General features: G+C 47.7%; 18 protein-coding genes. 7 read left to right on the top strand and 11 right to left on the bottom strand.

From position 1 onward, the window contains the following. Window positions 1-13 precede the first annotated feature (13 nt). Window positions 14-2,059 carry a type II secretion system secretin GspD gene (gene gspD / locus P8H32_RS10655; protein ID WP_297292477.1) on the bottom strand — a complete coding sequence of 682 codons (2,046 nt, stop codon included), beginning with the start codon at window positions 2,057-2,059 and terminating at the stop codon, window positions 14-16. 257 nt (window positions 2,060-2,316) lie between these two features. After that, the gene (gspC, locus tag P8H32_RS10660; RefSeq protein ID WP_301089358.1) at window positions 2,317-3,294 is read right to left on the bottom strand and encodes a type II secretion system protein GspC; all 978 of its coding nucleotides are present in this window, start codon (window positions 3,292-3,294) and stop codon (window positions 2,317-2,319) included. 313 nt (window positions 3,295-3,607) lie between these two features. Between gspC and P8H32_RS10665 the strand changes: the two genes are divergently transcribed. Further along, the gene (locus tag P8H32_RS10665) at window positions 3,608-3,817 is read left to right on the top strand and encodes a hypothetical protein (protein WP_297290784.1); all 210 of its coding nucleotides are present in this window, start codon (window positions 3,608-3,610) and stop codon (window positions 3,815-3,817) included. Window positions 3,818-3,823: 6 nt separating this feature from the next. On the opposite strand, the gene P8H32_RS10670 is transcribed toward P8H32_RS10665, so the two are convergent. From P8H32_RS10670 to P8H32_RS10680, 3 genes are all read right to left on the bottom strand, one after another. Beyond that, window positions 3,824-5,128, bottom strand: a complete 1,305-nt coding sequence (locus P8H32_RS10670) for a sodium ion-translocating decarboxylase subunit beta (RefSeq protein ID WP_297290783.1) — start codon at window positions 5,126-5,128, stop codon at window positions 3,824-3,826. 16 nt (window positions 5,129-5,144) lie between these two features. After that, complete coding sequence (oadA, locus tag P8H32_RS10675) at window positions 5,145-6,938, bottom strand: sodium-extruding oxaloacetate decarboxylase subunit alpha (RefSeq protein WP_301089359.1); 1,794 nt, start codon at window positions 6,936-6,938, stop codon at window positions 5,145-5,147. Between the two features lie 70 nt (window positions 6,939-7,008). Continuing rightward, the gene (locus P8H32_RS10680) at window positions 7,009-7,245 is read right to left on the bottom strand and encodes an OadG family protein (RefSeq protein ID WP_301089360.1); all 237 of its coding nucleotides are present in this window, start codon (window positions 7,243-7,245) and stop codon (window positions 7,009-7,011) included. 238 nt (window positions 7,246-7,483) lie between these two features. On the opposite strand from P8H32_RS10680, the gene P8H32_RS10685 reads away from it, so the two are divergent. Continuing rightward, complete coding sequence (locus P8H32_RS10685; protein WP_301089361.1) at window positions 7,484-8,440, top strand: tRNA-dihydrouridine synthase; 957 nt, start codon at window positions 7,484-7,486, stop codon at window positions 8,438-8,440. 113 nt (window positions 8,441-8,553) lie between these two features. On the opposite strand, the gene P8H32_RS10690 is transcribed toward P8H32_RS10685, so the two are convergent. Next, window positions 8,554-9,261: a DUF4126 domain-containing protein gene (locus P8H32_RS10690; RefSeq protein WP_297293024.1), complete on the bottom strand. Its 708-nt coding sequence runs from the start codon at window positions 9,259-9,261 to the stop codon at window positions 8,554-8,556. 315 nt (window positions 9,262-9,576) lie between these two features. Between P8H32_RS10690 and P8H32_RS10695 the strand changes: the two genes are divergently transcribed. Beyond that, window positions 9,577-9,957 (top strand): hypothetical protein, encoded by a 381-nt coding sequence (locus P8H32_RS10695; protein ID WP_301089362.1) that lies wholly within the window; start codon window positions 9,577-9,579, stop codon window positions 9,955-9,957. A 135-nt stretch (window positions 9,958-10,092) separates the two neighbouring features. Here the strand turns inward: P8H32_RS10695 and P8H32_RS10700 are convergent, their stop codons facing one another. Next, on the bottom strand, window positions 10,093-10,455 hold the full coding sequence (locus P8H32_RS10700) for a hypothetical protein (RefSeq protein ID WP_301089363.1): 363 nt from the start codon (window positions 10,453-10,455) through the stop codon (window positions 10,093-10,095). Window positions 10,456-10,625: 170 nt separating this feature from the next. After that, window positions 10,626-11,363 carry a 4'-phosphopantetheinyl transferase superfamily protein gene (locus tag P8H32_RS10705; RefSeq protein ID WP_301089364.1) on the bottom strand — a complete coding sequence of 246 codons (738 nt, stop codon included), beginning with the start codon at window positions 11,361-11,363 and terminating at the stop codon, window positions 10,626-10,628. A 183-nt stretch (window positions 11,364-11,546) separates the two neighbouring features. On the opposite strand from P8H32_RS10705, the gene P8H32_RS10710 reads away from it, so the two are divergent. Genes P8H32_RS10710 through P8H32_RS10720 form a run of 3 tightly spaced genes read left to right on the top strand, consistent with a single transcriptional unit; the run spans window position 11,547 to window position 14,685 of the window. Beyond that, window positions 11,547-12,203 (top strand): RimK/LysX family protein, encoded by a 657-nt coding sequence (locus P8H32_RS10710; RefSeq protein WP_297292028.1) that lies wholly within the window; start codon window positions 11,547-11,549, stop codon window positions 12,201-12,203. Window positions 12,204-12,211: 8 nt separating this feature from the next. Further along, complete coding sequence (locus P8H32_RS10715; protein ID WP_297292027.1) at window positions 12,212-13,747, top strand: inactive transglutaminase family protein; 1,536 nt, start codon at window positions 12,212-12,214, stop codon at window positions 13,745-13,747. Continuing rightward, window positions 13,744-14,685, top strand: a complete 942-nt coding sequence (locus P8H32_RS10720) for an alpha-L-glutamate ligase-like protein (protein ID WP_301089365.1) — start codon at window positions 13,744-13,746, stop codon at window positions 14,683-14,685. Before P8H32_RS10715 ends, P8H32_RS10720 begins: the two co-directional genes overlap by 4 nt. On the opposite strand, the gene P8H32_RS10725 is transcribed toward P8H32_RS10720, so the two are convergent. From P8H32_RS10725 to P8H32_RS10735, 3 genes are read right to left on the bottom strand one after another with little or no spacing between them, the layout of a single operon-like run. After that, entirely contained in the window at window positions 14,672-15,172 is a 501-nt protein-coding gene (locus P8H32_RS10725) for a shikimate kinase (RefSeq protein WP_297293143.1), read from the bottom strand. The two genes, P8H32_RS10720 and P8H32_RS10725, sit on opposite strands and share 14 nt — an antisense overlap. Then, window positions 15,169-15,942, bottom strand: coding sequence for an SDR family oxidoreductase (locus P8H32_RS10730; protein WP_297293142.1), 774 nt, complete (start codon window positions 15,940-15,942; stop codon window positions 15,169-15,171). Before P8H32_RS10730 ends, P8H32_RS10725 begins: the two co-directional genes overlap by 4 nt. A 12-nt stretch (window positions 15,943-15,954) precedes the next feature. Next, window positions 15,955-16,209, bottom strand: coding sequence for a DUF3081 family protein (locus P8H32_RS10735; RefSeq protein ID WP_297293141.1), 255 nt, complete (start codon window positions 16,207-16,209; stop codon window positions 15,955-15,957). 420 nt (window positions 16,210-16,629) lie between these two features. Here P8H32_RS10735 and P8H32_RS10740 point away from each other — a divergent pair, with 420 nt between their 5' ends. Beyond that, entirely contained in the window at window positions 16,630-19,029 is a 2,400-nt protein-coding gene (locus tag P8H32_RS10740; protein WP_301089366.1) for a TonB-dependent receptor, read from the top strand. The last annotated feature ends 61 nt before the right edge of the window (window positions 19,030-19,090 follow it).

Consider the following 19,090-nt stretch of genomic DNA (forward strand, 5'->3'; position numbering starts at 1 on the left):
GAAGCCATTAATCTCATTGCTCTGCTGCCTCGATTTTTTTCTCCTCTGCCGCTCGCTTGTCCTGAATGTCCTGCAACTCTTCCAACTCTTCACGCCACTGTGGTAACAATGGCAAGGACTCATCATCAATCAGGTTTATACCTTCTTCAATTTCTCTCAACTGCTGAGAGCGGATCAGTCCATATTTTTGCCCTGTTACATCATCCATTATTCGTTTATCACGCACGATAGTAGGACGGATAAAGATCAACAAGTGTTTTTTGCCAACGCGGGTTGAAGTACTTCTAAACAGAGCGCCAATAACAGGCAGATCACCTAACAAAGGGACTTTCTGAACTTGCTCAGTAACATCATCTTCAATCAAACCACCGAGAACAATAATCTGGCCATCATCTGCCAATACCTTGGTATCGATCTTTCTTTCACTGGTGATAACGTTGCTGTTTAGTGTTGCGCTGCCTTCGATAACGTTGGACACCTCCTGGGAGATTGCCAATACCAGTGAGTCCCCTTCATTAATCTGCGGGGTAATTTTCAAGGTAATACCTACATTCTCACGCTCCACAGTTTGGAACGGGCTGTTGGGGTTAGAGGAGACACCGGTCGAGGTATATGAACCGGTAACAAAAGGAATATTCTCACCCACGGTAATGGATGCCTCTTCATTGTCCAGTGTTAACAGTGAAGGTGTGGATAAAATATTGGCTTCACGATTACCCTGTAATGCATTAATGACTACATTAAAACTTAGATCATCATCTAACTGTCCTATACCCAAAACCTGGCCAGCTGCACCACCTAACACTTGTGCAATACTTGCACGGGAATCAACGGGGTCACCGTTCTCGTCTGTTTCAAAAGCAGCGGCGGCTATAGCGCCACCCAAACCCTGGTTACCGGATGAACCATAGGAACCGCTATCGTTAAGAAATAACCACTCGATACCCAGATCGCGACCATCGTCATCGGTCATTTCTACAATAATGGCTTCTACTAATACCTGCGCCCGGCGAATATCCAAACGCTGAACCACCGATAATAGCGACTGCATGATGTCAGCTTCTGCCGTGACAATCAGTGAGTTGGTGCCTTCATCCGCCTCAATGGTTGCGGTGGCTTTTTTATTGCCCTTGGCTTTATCGTTTTGCTGATTCATTCGCTCCATATTCTGCACAACCTTGGTTAACACGCCGGCAAGGTCCTTTGCCACCGCGTATTCAAGGTAAACAACTTTTACATTGCCGCTTTGTGCCAGCGGAGTATCAAGGTACTGAATTAACGATTTAACGCGCTGACGCTCCAGCTCATCGCCCGTTACCAGAACGCTATTGGTGCGCTTATCTGCCACCAAGATTAATTTTTTAGTTTCAGCCTGCCCTTTTGCCGATGCCGATTTTTTTAACTGCTCTAACATTCTTACTACTTCTTCGGCGGAAGCATGTTCAAGCGGCACAATATCGGTTTTTTGCACGGCGGACAGATCAATACTGCTGATCACTTTTTTGATGCGGTTAATATTGGCTGCAGTATCAGAAATGATAATGGCATTACTGGGTGTATAAGCGGCCATATGAGCTTGCTGTGGTGCTAGCGGGCGAAGCACCGGAATTAACTTTGCCGCTGAAATATTTTGTAATTGGATAACCTGAGTAACAATACCGCTGCTGGTTTTTAGGTATTCACCGGTTTTAACTTCTACTGGCGCTGTTCTGGCGCTTTTGGCGGGGATGATACGCGTAACGTTGCCGGACTCTACTGCAGCAAAACCCTGTACTTCAAGAATCGATAAAAACAATTCATACAGCTCTTCACTGGTAACTGGCTTGGCGGAAATAACCTGAACCTTACCTTTGACCTTGGGGTCGATAATTATGGTTTTTTTCGATGCTTTGGCAACAAAACGAATTAATTCCTGGATATCGGTCTCTTTAAAGTTAACCGTCCAGGTTTGCCCCTCTTGGGCTGCAGCATCAGTCGCCGTTTGTGCGGTGGCTATGGGGCTGATGCCCACCAATAGTGCCAGCATTGCCGCCTTCAATCCCCGTTGAAATAAAACCATAAAACCTATACCTAATTATTAAATTTATACTGCCATTCCCAAAAAAAACTCTCGTCATTCCAAAAAAAAACTCTCGTCATTCCCGCGAAGGCGGGAATCCAGCCTGCATGCTTATGCTGTTATTTCCGCGAAGGCGGAAATCTACAGCACTGGATTCCCGCCTTCGCGGGAATGACGATAGTCATTTTCGTCGAAGCCTGCCCTCGAGTGCATTTGTCGGGGGCGGGGATGACGTTGTTTTGTGGCACTGTTCTTTTTTATTCACCCAAAGACACCAACACTTCAACCGGGGCGCCATTGCGATCCACAGTAAAGCTTGCTTCTGATGCCGTGCGCATCAGCTTATAAATCTCCAATGCCTTGGAAGGTTCATCTAATTCAATGCCATTGATACTGGTAACAATGTCGTTAGTTTTAAAACCTAATTGGGTAAACTGCTGCCTGTCACGGCCAGGACTGACTCGGTACCCCAACATCTGGCCATCTTTTTGTGCGGGTGATATCCGCAACACTTGTGCCAGGGAACTTGGGTTTTTATAGAGGCGATCGCGATACCCCTTAGCAAGATTGGTCGCATCTGCATTGCCGCGCTTATCGGTCACCGCTGTTGTGTTTGATTGAGGGGGGGATACTGCCTGCCTGGGGCCAGAGGCTTTCTTTTCGTCGTCGTATAGCCATAGGGATTCATAACGACCGCTGTTATCCAGGATCACATGATCTGTCATCACCCGGGCCAGGGTGACATTATTACCCGCTGGCAATTTGTCGCCAATATAATATTGATCCTGTTTATTTTGGTAGACGATAACCGCCAGCGATTCATCATCATCGGGGGTATGGACAATACCCTCCAGGCTCAATTTCAATTTGGTCTTAGTGGCATTTAAGGCCGCGTTATCAGCAACTACCGCTGTCTCAGTCTGAAGTACCGGTACTGCACCGACAGCACCAAACAGGTTAATAGATTGCAGTTGGGCAATATCTGTTTTACTAGCGGCTTGGGTTTGGGTAGCCGAAGTGGTATCTGTAGTGGTATCTGTAGCGGCAGGTGTAGCGGCAGGAACAGCATCATCGCTAATAAAGACACTCGCCAGCTGGGCCAGGGCAATTAACAGCCAAACAATAAGCGCACCGCTGACTGCCTTATTTATAGATTGCACAGGCAGGGCTTTCGCCACATCGATCAGCTGTTGCCCAATCTGTGCAACCCGTGCTGTTACCTGCTCCGCAGTCAATCTATCACCTCATATTTTTATCATTAATAGCGCATTATATGGGGCATACAAGGTGATAGGAACCCTAATAATAAGATCAATACGCCCTAAGTCTGTGGCATATTCACAACTCACTGGAAAACTGCGGCTCATGGCCTAGAATTGTTCCTACCCCTAGCAAAAAGTGCTCTGCCCAAATCACCAACGGAGAACCACAGTATCACGGTAACATGACTGTAATATGACGCTGGGGCAGCACTGTAAAGTGCACTTTAAAGCTAGTACACACACCGGAAAAGCCTAGGAAAACTTGCTATAAACAGCTTAAAAAACAATGACTAACCGATTTTTCTTTAACAGACGTACCGGCCTTGATCGCCGTCAGGGCAAAGAGCAACGTCAAAACCCAAGACTGGACCTCAGCCATAAGCGCAGAAGGAAGTCTGATGAGCGACGGGATTTGGAGCGTTCAGATGCTGGGGACTTTTATGCGTCGAATAATTATTTTAGCCGGGGCAGCCTAAGCAGCCCCGACAAGCACTAATCTCTATTAGCCACCCACCAAACTAATCATCACACCCGCAGCAACCGCAGAGCCAATAACCCCAGCCACATTGGGCCCCATAGCATGCATCAGCAGGAAGTTTTGCGGATTGGCGTCCAACCCTACTTTGTTGGATACCCGTGCGGCCATTGGCACCGCAGAAACACCGGCAGAGCCAATCAAAGGATTGATAGGCGTACTGGAAAAACGGTTCATCAATTTTGCCATCAATACGCCACAGGCCGTACCAATACCAAAGGCCACCATACCTAGCAGCAAAATACCCAGGGTATTAAAGTCCAGGAATTTATCTGAACTCAATTTAGAGCCCACCGACAGACCCAGGAAGATAGTGGTGATATTGATCAGTGCATTCTGGGTGGTATCACTTAGGCGGTCTACCACACCACATTCACGCATCAGGTTACCCAGACAAAACATTCCCAATAATGGCGCTGCAGAAGGTAATACCAGGGCCACCAGAATCAGCAGAACCAAGGGAAAGCAAATCTTTTCAGCCTTGGAAATAGGCCTTAATTGCACCATTTCAATCTTGCGTTCTTCTTCGGTAGTCAACGCCTTCATAATGGGTGGCTGGATCATGGGCACCAGCGCCATATAGGAATAGGCCGCCACCGCAATGGCACCCAGCAGATCAGGGGCCAACAAGCTGGCCACATAGATAGCCGTTGGACCATCAGCACCACCGATAATACCGATAGCCGCAGCATCAGCGAGGGAGAAATCCATCAGGCCAAGGGCCGTTAAACCCACCGCACCCAGTACGGTAGCGAAGATGCCAAATTGCGCTGCAGCACCTAGCAGCAAGGTTTTAGGGTTGGCGAGCAATGGACCAAAGTCTGTCATTGAACCCACCCCCATAAAGATAATCAACGGGGCAACACCGCTGGCAATCGCCACGGTATAGAAGTTGTAGAGCATGCCATTGCTAAAGCCCAAATCGGCAGCGGTTTGCACGGCTAACACATGCATACTGGCACTGGAGGCTTCATAGGCGTTGAAGATATCTTTACCGGTTTCCCAGCTGGCCAACTGCAAAGCCGTTGCCATGGCTTGCAACACCTCAGGGTTAGCAGAATACAGTGCATTCTCGACACCGGAAAAGGCCAGGCCAGCACCGGGGATGTTGGCCAGGATACCACCAAAGCCAATAGGTACTAGTAATAAAGGTTCAAAGCCACGCTTGATCGCGAGATATAACAGCAGCAAGCCCACCAGAATCATCACAAACTGGCCGGGAGCTATTTGATAGATGCCCGAGTCGTACCAAAGGGATAATAACTTTTCCATAGGTTGATAATCCCAATTACGCGATGCTTAACAACACGTCGCCAACGGCGACTGAATCACCCTCTTTGACACTAACACTAACCACGGCACCTGAAGTGGCCGCACGGACTTCGGTTTCCATTTTCATGGCTTCCAGAATAATAATCACATCACCTTGTTGCACATGTTCGCCAACGGCGACATTGACCTTAAAGATATTACCGGCCAACGGAGCAACAACGGGGTCGCCAGCACCGGCAGGCGCAGCGGGTACAGCAACAGCTGGAGCGGCAGCGGCGGCAATATTAGAAATATCACCACCTTCAGCGACCTGAACCACATAACTCTGGCCACCCACTGCAACGGTATACACTTCTGCATCACCCGGAGTAGCAGCGGCAGCCGCCGCAGCTGGAGCCACTTCTTCACCGGTAGGCACGGGTTCAAAGGCATCTGGATTGCCGCGGTTTTGTAAAAATTTCAGGCCAATTTCAGGGAATAAGGCGTAGGTCAGCACGTCGTCGATTTCATTCCCGCCAGCGGCCAGCTTAATGCCCTTCTCTTTAGCGATACCCTGCAGATCACCGGTCAGCTTATCAACTTCCGCTTCAATTAAATCCGCAGGGCGACAAGTAATAGCCTCTGCACCGTCTAATACACGGGCTTGTAGTTCAGCATTCACTGGCGCTGGTGTTGAACCATATTCGCCCTTTAATACACCTGCTGTTTCTTTGGAGATAGACTTATAACGCTCGCCAAACATCACATTCATCACGGCCTGGGTACCAACAATTTGCGACGTTGGCGTTACCAGTGCGATATAACCCAGGTCTTTACGGACTTTAGGAATTTCAGCCAGTACATCATCTAACTTATCGGCAGCGCCCTGGTCTTTTAGCTGGCTTTCCATATTGGTCAGCATGCCACCGGGCACCTGTGCCACCAGAATACGGGAGTCTACCCCCTTTAAAGACCCTTCAAATTTGGCGTATTTCTTTCGCACTTCACGAAAGTAAGCGGCAATTTCTTCCAGCAGGGTAATATCCAAACCCGTATCGCGATCAGTACCCTCCAGCATGGCCACTACGGATTCGGTGGGCGAGTGACCATAGGTCATACTCATGGAAGAAATAGAGGTATCGACATTATCAATACCCGCTTCAATCGCTTTTAATGCCGTGGCTGTGGATAAGCCTGTAGTGGCATGGCACTGCATATGAATAGGGATATCCAGTTCTTTTTTCAGGCGACCAACCAATTCATAGGCCACATAGGGCTTTAACAAACCCGCCATATCTTTAATGGCAATCGAGTCGGCACCCATGGACTCAATCTGTTTGGCTAAATTCACCCATAGATCTATATCGTGAACAGGGCTCAGGGTATAGGAGATAGTACCCTGGGCATGCTTGCCCACTTTACGCACCGCCTTAATCGCCGTCTCAAGATTGCGCGGGTCATTCATCGCATCAAAGACCCGAAATACATCAACACCGTTTACCGCTGCACGCTCTACAAAGCGCTCTACAACATCGTCGGCATAGTGACGGTAACCCAAAATATTCTGGCCGCGGAATAACATCTGCTGCGGCGTATTGGGCATCGCCTTCTTTAGTTCGCGAATACGCTCCCAGGGGTCTTCACCCAAATAGCGAATACAGGCATCAAAGGTGGCGCCACCCCAGGATTCCAGCGACCAGAAACCGACCTGGTCCAGCTTTTCAGCAATGGGTAGCATATCGTCCAAACGCAGACGGGTTGCAAACAGGGATTGATGCGCGTCGCGAAGGACAACGTCGGTAATACCCAGGGGCTTTTTGATGTCACTCATGGCCATAAACCTTTAGTGTGGAAATTAGTACTTGGGATTGATGTTTGATGCTTGATGCGCAATACAACGTTTACTTATTGCGAGAACGATACTTATGGATAGCGGCACTGATTATGGCCACTAGCTGGTCATCGTTGGCCACGGCAGCGGGCTTGCCTGCTGGTGCCGTTGGCTCTGGTTTGGCGAAGCGCTGCAACAAAGCAGACATTAAAGTAGTGGTAGCAATCAACAGTACTAAAAAGGTAAATACCGTGCCCATACCATAAAGCATTAGCTCAATGCCTTGCTGCATTAAGTTGTCCTCCATTGCCCACCCCTGTCTCTGTCTTTAATCCGTTTTTAATAAGTAATAAAGGCCACAACTACCGGTAAATGTGGCCAAAATGGACGATTAATTTACAGGGTATCCTGCCTTTAGGCAATAAGAAACATTATGATTATGCCGCCTCACACACAAGCCTTCGCTAAAAGCTCGCAGATACGTATAATCCTGCGGCCGCCCTGATTAGAGGGTCTAAAACTTAAAAGTCTCAGCTATGCGAATTATGTTAGCCCCCATGGAAGGCGTCGTTGATCACACCATGCGCACCATGTTGACAGCAGTCGGTGGCATTGACCGCTGCGTCACCGAATTTGTTCGGGTTACCACCGCCCGCCTCCCCACGCGTACTTTTTATCGTTACTGCCCAGAGCTACATAATGATGGCCTAACCCCAAGCGGTGTGCCGGTTTATATACAACTGTTAGGTGGCCAGCCTGAGCCTATGGCTATCAATGCAGAACGAGCAGCGGCATTAGGTGCACCCGGTATTGATATCAACTTCGGCTGTCCCGCCAAGCAAGTTAATCGCAGTGACGGGGGCTCGGTACTACTGAAAGAACCAGACCGGGTCTATAAGATTATTGATGCGGTTAGAAAAGCAGTGCCCGATGAAATTCCTGTAACTGCGAAAATCCGGCTGGGATTTGAAGACCGAAGTTTATTGGGCGATGTTAGCCAGGCAGTTTTTGCCGCCAATGCCAGTGAGCTAACGATTCATGCGCGCACTAAAGAAGACGGTTATAAACCTCCAGCTTATTGGGATGCGATTGCCGATATTAATGCCAATAGCCCTATTCCCATTATCGCCAACGGTGAAATTTGGTCGGTTAAGGATTATCACCAGTGCATTAAGGAAAGTAGTTGCGCCGATATTATGCTGGGGCGCGGTATTTTGGCTTGCCCGGATTTAGCGCGGCAGATTAATGCAGAACAGTTGCAGCAAAACACTACGGTGATGCAGTGGCCAGATATTGTTGAGCTGTTAGCGCAGTTTTGTGTGGTAACGGAAGAGGAGTATGAACCTAAGTATGTCGGCAACCGAGTAAAACAATGGCTGGGATATTTGCGGCGGCAGTATCCTATGGCTGAGGTTTTGTTTGAAGAGGTTAAGCGGCTGAAATGGCCTGAAGAGATTGCTGAAGGAATTAACAGGCATAAGACTCCTGTCATTCCCACATAACCGTCATTCCCGCGAAGGCGGGAATCCAGCACTGGTTATTTCCGCATTGGCGGAAATAACAGCATGCAGTCTGGGTTCCCGCCTTCGCGGGAATGACGATCGTACGGGAATGACTAGCCTTTTCTTTCTCCATCACCCTGTGCCAAACCAGCCCCCAGAGCTTTGCCGGAAAAAGTATCGTCTGGCGTTGGCGCAGGCTTTACCGGTTTCTCAATCAGGCCCAGAAACATACCAACTTTATTCACGACAGCTTTTAATAAACCCCAAACTTTCGGCATTAGCCAAATCACCACAGCAATAAAAACAAGCAATAAAATTAAAAATAGAACGGGGTGATTTAAAGCCGCCCACAATCCACCAATCACCAAAATATCTTCTGAGAAAGACGCCGCCCAATTACTGACAGGTTCGGGTGACGTATTAATTAATAGACGAGTACCGGCTTTAGTGAAATGGGAAGTGGCTGCTAAAGAGCCTCCCATAATACCGGCGGCTATTTCCATCGCCGGAGAAACCTCGCCGACAGCGCCAGCCGCCAATAGTGCCCCGGCGGGAATACGAATAAAGGTATGAATGGTGTCCCAGCCGGTATCAACACCGGGGGTTTTATCGGCAAAGAACTCCACCGCATACATAATACCAGCCGCACCTACGACCATAGGGTCTTGCAGAATTTGTAACTCGGCGGGCAGGTCAATATTACCTGTGGCACCACCAATACCCAGCACAAGTAATGCCGCATAGAGGTTAATACCACTGGCCCAGGAAGCTCCCATAGTCAGTGCCAAAGTGGCTAATAATGTCTCGTACGTTTCCATCATTGAACTCCGCTTGTTTCCACTATTACCTTTATCCTACCAAGGCTTTAGTGAATACTCACTGAATAATCTGGTTTAGTGGTATAGACCCCAACGGAAAATGTGGTTTGGGCTTCTAAGCATTTGATTGGGAAGAGTATTTACCCTAGGCAGACTGTCATAAAAAATTCACAAATGATTAACTGAGAGCTGCTGGGTATCTCTGGGGCTCTCACCTACTATTATCCAGTGGGTATTCAGTATTCCGGAAAAAAATAACAATTCTAACGCCTGGGTATTCCATTCAATTTTAAGTATTAAATCATTAGGGCGTCCTGTATGAAAAAACGTATTCCATTTCCACCTTTGAAAAAATTCCCTGTCATCCATTCGCTGACAGTTGCCAGCCTTTTTTCCACACTGGTGTTAGCCACCGTCGCGCAGGCAGCAGAACCCGATACTATTTTCCAGGATTGTTTACTGGAAGGAAAAGTTGTCGCCGATAAAGCCAGCAATGGCAGCAATGTGGTTCGTATTGATTTCTATAAGGCACAGCTCTATAAGCCAGAGTCCCGTTGCATTATTGATGGCACCCTGGAATTTAAGCAGCCTAAAGGGTCCTTGATTGAGAATCTTTCTGAAGGTTCTGTGGTGCAGTACCACTATAGTAAAACCCATGATGGGAAAACCAGTTGGCAGTTAGTGGGTGCCTTTATTTAAAAGCGTTTTACCGATAAAAAAATACCCGGTCTTTACCGGGTATTTTTTTGCCTGCCAATTTCAAGCTAGCCAATCCCGTCATTCCCGCCCCCGACAAATCCACTCGAGGGCAGGCTTCGACGAAAATGACTATCGTCATTCCCGCGAAGGCGGGAATCCAGTGCTGTAGATTTCCGCCATGGCGGAAATAACAGCATAAACATGCAGTCTGGATTCCCGCCTGCGCGGGAATGACATAGTTTTTTTGCCACTATAAAACTGATGCAATGGCGCACCGTCAGCTAGCAACTGAACCTCATATTCACCGGTAACAAGATCAAACGTTACAACACCACTGGCCGGTACTGATTCAGTTTTACCGTCAACAATAATGGAATAGCTGCGATTATCTTCCTGCGATAGATTAGTCTGAATGGCCAACTCATTGGCGGCGTGGGCTGCAAACCCTGTAGTTAGTACCGCTATACTGGCCAATCTGGTGAAAAACAACTTTTTCATTAAAACCCCTATTATTCCGTACTTGGCATTATCAATAGCACTAACACGTCGTAACCTGGCTGTAATCAAACCCGTACCCAGTTCGGTTAGCTGAATACCATCATCACCATTACCAGAGGGGCCACCACAAAAAATGAAAGTTACAAGCCGGTGATAGTTCTATGTAATTTTTATGGCAACTGCAAGGGAATGATTTCGAAGTGGCGCACTACCAGTTCCTGCTGGTTATCTGCCCCCGTACGAATAGCTACTGCCATACGATGAGTATCGTTAGGGTGAAATAATTGAAAGCGCCAGGCAGCGGCATCTTGTGGTATTTTTTCTGAAAAACTAATTGAAATAGTATCAGCAATCTCAAAACTGAAATTACCTAAACCCAGACTAATACCGCGACCATCAGCTTTCATATAAGCTTCTTTTAAAGTCCAGTAATCAAAAAAACGATCTTGCTGTTGGTCAGCAGGCAAAGAAAATAACTGATTTAATTCCGGCTTGGAGAAATAGCGATCAGCAATCGCCAACACATCATTGTCACGTTCGATATTCTCAATATCCAGACCTATGTCGTGACACCGTGTTACAACACAGGCAACCATATGAGAAGTATGGCTAAGATTAAAACGTAGCTTGATACCCGGGTTACTCACTTCAGGCTTACCATGCTCACCTTGGGTAAATGACCAATCGGCAGGGTCAATATCGGCGTAGCGCGATAGTACCGTTCTGGCCAGGGCCCGGGTAATTTTGTCAGCGGCGCGCAGATGCTCAAATCGATAGCGTCCATTGCGCTCTATTTCCTGATCCGACATCAACTCGAGATAGGATGGCAATAAGGCCGAGCTTACCTGGCTAATATCTGTACACCAAATATGAACCTCGCTATCTTCTAAGGTTAATAGTTCTGCCAAGCCTTTACTCCAAAATTATCGGGCCAGAGGGTCATTGAAGACCATAACCATACTATAAGTACATACTATAAACACACACTATAAATACTTCGGCAAACATAGATATTTTGAACCAGCACCTATTGCTCACCGATGGTTATCCGTTATTATTGCTTTACATACTATCCGGGTATTGTTTTGACCGTGACTGCATCCATAAAACGCATCGGCTTGATCTGCACCTTATTGATCCTGGCCGCTTGCCAATCCTTGATAACACCGCATACTGAAACTGTTATAGCTGACACCCGTTGTGAGTGTGCAGACCTGGTCGTTCGGCAACCCGATGAGACCATTGCAAAAACACCTGTTTGCCCCGCTGCGGCTACCGCCTCGAGAACGCCAACAGCGGGAGCCTCCAAAGCGAAAATTATCAATGATTTATTAGTGATTGGCCGAGTGGAGAATGTCACCCTGCTACCCGGCAATACCCGCTTAAAAGCAAGAATCGATACGGGTGCCGGCTTAACATCACTCAATGCACAGGCATTGGTGTTTTTTGAAAGAGATGGTGCCTCATGGGTTCGGTTTTCGGTACCTACAGAGGTTGCGGGTAAAGTGGTTACCCTGGAAAAACCGGTGAAGCGCTATGTTAATATCAAACAGCATTCTGGTGAATCTCAACGTCGGCCCATTGTTGAAATCAGTTTAAAGCTTGGCGCTATAGAAGAGCCAACAGATGCCTCATTAGCAGACCGCAGCGCATACCTTTACCCGCTTTTAGTAGGCAGGAATTTTTTACGTGACCGAGCTATGGTCGATGTCAGTACCAAGTTCACCATTCCCTCCCGTCAGCGCTAAGGCTTATTATGTCCCCCAGAGCCCAGGTTTATTGTTTAGGTTTGTTTTTTATTCTGCTGGGGGCTGGGCTAGTAGCCTATAAAAGCCAGGTGCTTAGTCTGCCGATTACCCCCGGTGAATACCAAACTGTATGGACGATTGAGGCCAAGGTGGAATTTACTGCCAGGGGTGATGCGGTCAAAGCTTCTATGGCCCTCCCCAAAAGCCAGGCCAATATGGAAATTCTTGATGAAATATTCAGTTCCTCTGGTTACGGCTTTACCGTAGAAAATACTGACGGCCATGGTCGAGCTACCTGGACCAAGCGCCGTGCCAACGGCAAGCAAACTCTCTACTATAAACTCGATGTCTATCAAACCGAAGACAACAGCACTCTGGAACCGTTAGAGCTCTCCACGACGATAGAACGACCAGACTGGTCTGGCACCCGACGGGCCTCACTGCGCGAGGCCGCCGCTAATATTATTGCTGAAAGCTGGCAAAAATCCTCAGACAACGAAAGCTTTGTCGGACAGTTATTAAAAGCTGTCAATGATCCCAACAACAAAGAAAATCTGTTAATTCGTAATAGCCTCAGCAACCAAACAACCACCCAGCTATCACTCGACCTGCTGGCCACTGCAGATATTCCAGCCCATATTATTCGTGGTATTTATCTGGAAGATGACCGCAGTAGACTGACCCCGGTTGTATTGTTAGAAATTTTTGATGGTGAGCAATGGCTGGTTTTTGACCCAAAAACCGCAGCCCGCGGATTGCCGAAAAACTTTCTGATTTGGCAGCGTGGCGATAAATCATTGCTGGATGTAGAGGGAGGCAGTCGCTCCCGCGTTAGGTTCTCCATCCTGACTAATAATGTACCCGCCAGGGATGTCGCCCTAAAAGAGATGGGTAGCGAACAAGTTGCCCTTCTCGATTACTCGATTTACAGCCTGCCAATAGAGCAGCAAAGTATTTTTAAATTTATTTTGTTGGTCCCTGTCGGCGCCCTGGTTGTTATTTTTATGCGTTTGGTTATCGGCATCCGCACAGCGGGCACCTTTATGCCGGTGCTATTAGCTATCGCTTTTGTGCAAACCAGTTTAATCAATGGTGTGGCTATTTTTCTGTTAATTCTAGCGGTGGGTTTATGGGTTAGATCTTATTTAAGCCGGCTGGATTTATTATTGGTCTCACGGATTGCCGCCGTGGTGGTCATTGTTGTGGCTATGATGTCGATGATAAGCATCGTCAGTTATAAACTAGGCGTAGAGCAAGCCCTGACCATTACCTTTTTCCCGATGATTATTATTGCCTGGACCATTGAGCATATGTCGATCTTATGGGAAGACGATGGGCCTATAGAAGTACTGGTACAAACCAGCGGTAGCCTGTTAGTCGCTATTTTATGCTATCTGGTAATGACCAATCACTATATTGAACACTGGATGTTTAACTTTCCTGAATCATTACTGGTGCTGCTCGGTTTGATTATTATTCTTGGGCATTACACCGGCTTTCGTTTATCTGAGTTGTTGCGCTTTTGTCACATGAGAATGCAATGAGCTGGTTTATTAGCCCGAAACAATTATTGCAAAGAGGTGTGCTTGGCATGAATAGCCGCAATATTCATTATATTGCCCGCCACAATTGCCGCCATCTCTACCCACTGGTAGATGACAAACTTAATACCAAGCAGGCAGCACAGAAAAAAGGTATCGCTGTACCAGAGTTGCTAGGAGTGATAGAAAGCCAATGGCAACTACGGCAACTTAAACAACTAATCAGCCAACGTGAAAAGTTTGTGATCAAACCCACTCGCGGCAGCGGCGGAAAAGGCATATTAGTAATTACCGGTCGGGACTTCGATTACTATGTAAAGTCCAATGGCCGCAAATTAGAACTCTCAGATATTCGCCGCCATATTAATAATATTCTTAGCGGCCTTTACAGTCTGGGTGGCAAGCCCGATCGGGTGATGATAGAAGCCTTAATTGACTACGACCCGGCTTTTACCGGCTACACCTATGAAGGCGTGCCAGATATCCGCATTATTATTTTCAAAGGTTTCCCGGTTATGGCTATGTTGAGGTGTTCCACTCACTCATCCGATGGCCGTGCTAATTTGCATCAAGGAGCTATTGGTGTGGGACTGGATTTATTAACCGGAAAAAGCATTACTGCGGTACAACATAACCGTCCACTGAAACAACACCCCGATACCGGCAAAGCTTTTTCCGAATTACAAATCCCGCAGTGGCAGGCTATTTTAGAGCTGGCAGCAAGCTGCTATGAAATGACTAATTTAGGTTATTTGGGTTGCGACATTGTACTGGATAGAGCCATTGGCCCCGTTATTCTGGAGCTTAATGCGCGGCCCGGCTTAGCGATCCAGTTAGCCAGTGATCAAGGCTTGCTTCACCCATTAAGCCAAATAGAAGCCCTTGGCGACGACGCAACAGAGTTCTCCCCCGCCGAGCGTGTAGCCTTTATGCAGCAGTAGTAGCCTCAACAATCATGGCCACTAACTCATCCTGTGTTTTCCCTGCACAATCAATCACATGATCGGCATGCCGCCGGTATAAAGCATTGCGCTCAGCAAATAAATCCGCAAAGTTTTGCTCGGGATGACGGGCTATCCCTCGCTGCTCATAGTTATTAATGCGCTGTTTTAGCTCATCCAAAGCCACATCTAAAAAGACTACAGGCCCCAGTTTTTTTAATGCCGCCATACCCGCTTCGCTATAGACCGCACTGCCACCGGTGGCAATAATATGATTGTTATCATTGACCGCTAACAGCGTCTCTTCTTCAATACGTCGCAGGTTCAGGTAATCTGTTTCATCAATGATTTGCTGCAAGGGCTTGTGTTCGCGCAACTGGATTAGTAAGTCGGTATCGACAAAATCTCTGGCGGTGGCTTTGGCCAACTGAACACCAAGGGTACTTTTTCCCGCACCGGGCATCCCAATTAAACTAATACTGCTCATCGTGAACACTCTTTCTCTGCAAGATAAGCAATTTGTAATTGCTCGCTGGTCACCCGGATAAACCCCTGTTCAGTTCCCTCAAAACCCTGCTCGGTGGTTGCCCACTCAATCGCCGCTGCCGCCACTTTTTTTACATCAATAAAAGCCGCTGGCAACTTATTCTGCACCGACTGTGGCAAACGCCGCTGTAAGCCAGACAGTGGTGACATAAACCATGATAAAGGCAGCGCCATGCCATTGGCGGTATGTCGGGTGCCATAAATACCCGCCGGCTGTAACACCGCCGCCTGACGTTTAGCTGATGAAGCTGCAAAGGTTTGTGCGGCGTCCAGGGTTTGTTGTTTGCCAACGTAATAAGCGAAAGACTCTGTCTGCAATAACGAGGGAATATCCGCCCCCATTAGCACCAATCGATTAACCCCTGCCTCTTGGGCCGCATGGATAACCCTGACCTGGCTGGTGCCATTCATCATCAACTGGTAGTCAAACGCTGCCTGGGTAAAGGTGGGCACGGGAGGAGAACCTACCAGGCTAATAATCGCCCGCGCGCCTTGCAATAGCTCTATATCCGGCGACAAGGCATCACCCTGCAACCAGCGCACCTTGTCCAACCAGGGATGTTGAGCGCTGTTGAGATAAGCAGGAGCTGTACCGCGACGTGAAACGCTGATACAAGCAATACCCTGCTCCGCTAGTAACTGACAAATAGCCGTGCCAACAAAGCCATTACCACCATATATAACAATAGGTGCATCTTTATGGTCACTCATAACGCCTCCATATCAATAAGCCTGCTCAATTCGATCAAGCTTAAGCATAAATTCATTCAGTGATTTTCTTGAATCGTATTCCATATTAAATTTATTATGAAACAGAATCGATAAGGTGACTTTCTCATCACTAAGGGTGACGGTATAACCATCAAAGGAGGGAGTAGCGTAGAGGCCGTCAAGAAAAAAAGCATCCTCTTTACGCTCGCCATTTGTCATCACTTTATCAAACACAGATAAAGCAACTCTGATATCTAACTTATCCATTGTCATTCCCGAAAATGAACGTCATTCCCGCCTGCGCGGGAATGGCGTTCCATTGAGTGGTTTCTATTCAGGTACAACCAGCCTGAATAACCAGCCTTATAAGTAGTATACGCCATCCGTTAATATTTGGATGCAGGCGGGAAATCCGCCTACTCCGGCATTGATAAAGCCTGCCATTTGGCGTTGACTGGCTTTTGCAAACTTGGCCGGGGTATCTCATTTATATACCCGGTAAGCTTTACCTCAAGAATAGATATGATATAACATATCACCAGTACGCGGAAAAATACTCAGACAAACAATAAATCTCCCCAGTCGTGGCTTATCTATCGGTCTACAGCCCGAATATAGATATTTCCGGGTAGAAAAATTGAGTGTTCTCTTTAGTCACCAGCATTTTTAAGATCATTTGGAGCATCTATGAAATTCATATCACTAACAGCAGTGATGGCACTGCTGCCGGCGTCAGCCTATGCCCTGGAGGGCCAAATCTCGGATACCAGTGGCAAGGCCATTCGTGGCGCATCCATTGAAGTGGTTGGCCAGTCCCTGACCACCACCACAGACGAGCAGGGTAATTTTAAACTGGATACTGAAGGCGCGGCACAGCTGCATATTATTGCGCCGGGTTATGTTCACAAAAGCCTTCAGCTGGGTGCCGGCGAGACCGATAAGCCGCTGCAAATTGAGTTAGCCCAAAGCGTTATCGAACAAATGGATGTTGTCGGCATCCCACTACATGCCTCTAATCTTGAGTCGGCTATTCCCGTTACCGTACTAGCCGGTGATGAGCTGCGCAATAAACAGGCGGCCACCCTGGGTGATACCCTGGGCGGTGAAGTGGGCGTACATACCAGTTTCCACGGCAATGTGGCCAGTACGCCGATTATCCGCGGTTTAAGCGGCCCGCGCATATTGATCACACAAAATAGCCTGGATGTCAGCGATGCCTCCCGCGTTGGCCCCGACCATACGGTTGCCTCCGAGGCGTCTACTGCAGAGCAAGTAGAAATATTAAGGGGCCCCGCCACCTTATTTTATGGCAGCGGTGCCATCGGCGGGGTCGTTAATGTTGTCGATAAGCGTGTACCGGTCGATACAGAAACCCGGGGCGAGTGGCTGCTAAGCCATGATTCGGTCAACGACCAGGAACTGGCTTCCTTTAATCTGAATACCGGCGCTGGCAATGTGGCATTGCATTTTGATGCTTTCTGGCGTGAATCGAATGATTATGAGGTGCCAACCTCCCCCGAAATTGATGAAGATCATGGCGAGCGCAGTGTTGATAGTACCGCCGAGGAATCAGAGGGATTTACTGTAGGTGCCAGCTATATTCTGGATAATGGTTATGTCGGTCTGTCTTACGGCAAACTTGACCGGGAGCATGGTATTCCAGGCCATGGCCACGGTGAAGAAGAGCATGAAGGCGATGATCATGAGGGCGATGATCATGAGGGCGAAGAGGAATCGGTAACTCTTGGACTAAAACAGGATCGCTATCAGCTAATCAGTGAACTGAGCTTTGACGGAGCCTTTTTTAATGGCTTAAACACGCGTCTGGGCTATACCGACTACGAGCATACCGAATTTGAAAATGGCTCTGTTGGCACCACCTTTAGCAATGAAACCGAAGAAGTAAAGATTGAACTGCTGCATCAAGCGCTATCTGGCTGGAGCGGTGCCATTGTCTTTGATTACAAAAACAGTGATTTTTCTGCGGTAGGGGAAGAGGCCTTTGCGCCACCTTCCGAGACAGAAACTTTTGCCATTGCGCTGGTTGAAGAGCGTAGCTTTGGCAATGTACTGCTACAACTGGGTGCACGTTTCGAGCAGGTGAATATTAATAGCAATGATATCGCTATTGCCGAGGTCGAGTTCCACCATCACGATGAGGAGGAAGAGGAGCACATTGAAGAGGCAGGTCATGAAGACCATGAGGATGAAGTGTTTTCATTTGATGAAGACTACAATCCCTTTAGTCTTTCAGCCGGTGCGGTCTGGGATTTCAAGCCTGGTTACAATGTGGGTGTTTCCATAAGCTATTCTGAGCGAGCACCTTCCGCTGCCGAACTGCTGTCCTTTGGCCCGCATATTGCGACCGGCACCTTCGAAATTGGTGCTTTATACGAAGCTCATGAAGAAGATGATGAGCTGCATTTTGAGCCAGGCAGCAGCAAGCCTGAGATGGAAAAGTCCACCAATATCGATATTACTTTCCGTAAGTTTGAAGGAGATGTGGGTATTATTCTTAATGCGTTCTATAACGAGGTAGATAATTACTATGCCGAGTTTGATACTGAACTATTTGCCGAAGTGGGTCATGATCATGGCGAAGAACCTGAAGCAGATCCCGATCCTCACGCCGACGAGCTACCTGTATTTGTGTTCCGGAGTGAGGATGTCTCTCTTTACGGTTTCGAAGCCCAGGGTATCTGGCAAGTAAACTCCAATTTCAAAACCAGCCTGTTTGCTGATTATGTTCGCGCCGAGCTGGATGATGGCGGTGACTTGCCACGTATTCCTCCGATGCGCTTTGGTGCCAGTGTAGATTATGTTTACAACAATCTATCCGCCGGCCTGAGCTGGACACGCTATAGCGATCAGGACGATGTGGCGGAACTGGAAACGGAAACCGATGGTTATGATTGGGTCGATGCCAATATAAATTATCGTATTGCGCTTAACAGCACTGAGCTAACACTATTTGTAAAGGCTGAGAATTTAACGGACGAAGAAGCCCGTGTTCATAGCTCTTTTATAAAGGATCTGGCTCCAAGACCCGGACGCAATTTCCGGATTGGTATTCGCGGTAGTTTTTAACCCGTAAACGGTCTCTTGGCTTTAATAAGTCAAGAGACTGTCTTTGCATAAACCGTCAGAA

This window comes from Oceanicoccus sp., assembly GCF_029238675.1.
In the GTDB taxonomy this organism is placed as follows: domain Bacteria; phylum Pseudomonadota; class Gammaproteobacteria; order Pseudomonadales; family Dasaniaceae; genus Oceanicoccus.

Coding starts and splice junctions, on each gene's coding strand:
- P8H32_RS10740 (WP_301089366.1), top strand. CDS start 16,630: ATGAAATTCATATCACTAACAGCAGTGATGGCACTGCTGCCGGCGTCA.
- P8H32_RS10715 (WP_297292027.1), top strand. CDS start 12,212: ATGTCCCCCAGAGCCCAGGTTTATTGTTTAGGTTTGTTTTTTATTCTG.
- P8H32_RS10720 (WP_301089365.1), top strand. CDS start 13,744: ATGAGCTGGTTTATTAGCCCGAAACAATTATTGCAAAGAGGTGTGCTT.
- gspD (WP_297292477.1), bottom strand. CDS start 2,059: ATGGTTTTATTTCAACGGGGATTGAAGGCGGCAATGCTGGCACTATTG.
- P8H32_RS10700 (WP_301089363.1), bottom strand. CDS start 10,455: ATGAAAAAGTTGTTTTTCACCAGATTGGCCAGTATAGCGGTACTAACT.
- P8H32_RS10690 (WP_297293024.1), bottom strand. CDS start 9,261: ATGATGGAAACGTACGAGACATTATTAGCCACTTTGGCACTGACTATG.
- P8H32_RS10730 (WP_297293142.1), bottom strand. CDS start 15,942: ATGAGTGACCATAAAGATGCACCTATTGTTATATATGGTGGTAATGGC.
- oadA (WP_301089359.1), bottom strand. CDS start 6,938: ATGAGTGACATCAAAAAGCCCCTGGGTATTACCGACGTTGTCCTTCGC.
- P8H32_RS10680 (WP_301089360.1), bottom strand. CDS start 7,245: ATGGAGGACAACTTAATGCAGCAAGGCATTGAGCTAATGCTTTATGGT.
- P8H32_RS10735 (WP_297293141.1), bottom strand. CDS start 16,209: ATGGATAAGTTAGATATCAGAGTTGCTTTATCTGTGTTTGATAAAGTG.
- P8H32_RS10670 (WP_297290783.1), bottom strand. CDS start 5,128: ATGGAAAAGTTATTATCCCTTTGGTACGACTCGGGCATCTATCAAATA.
- P8H32_RS10685 (WP_301089361.1), top strand. CDS start 7,484: ATGTTAGCCCCCATGGAAGGCGTCGTTGATCACACCATGCGCACCATG.
- P8H32_RS10695 (WP_301089362.1), top strand. CDS start 9,577: ATGAAAAAACGTATTCCATTTCCACCTTTGAAAAAATTCCCTGTCATC.
- P8H32_RS10665 (WP_297290784.1), top strand. CDS start 3,608: ATGACTAACCGATTTTTCTTTAACAGACGTACCGGCCTTGATCGCCGT.
- P8H32_RS10725 (WP_297293143.1), bottom strand. CDS start 15,172: ATGAGCAGTATTAGTTTAATTGGGATGCCCGGTGCGGGAAAAAGTACC.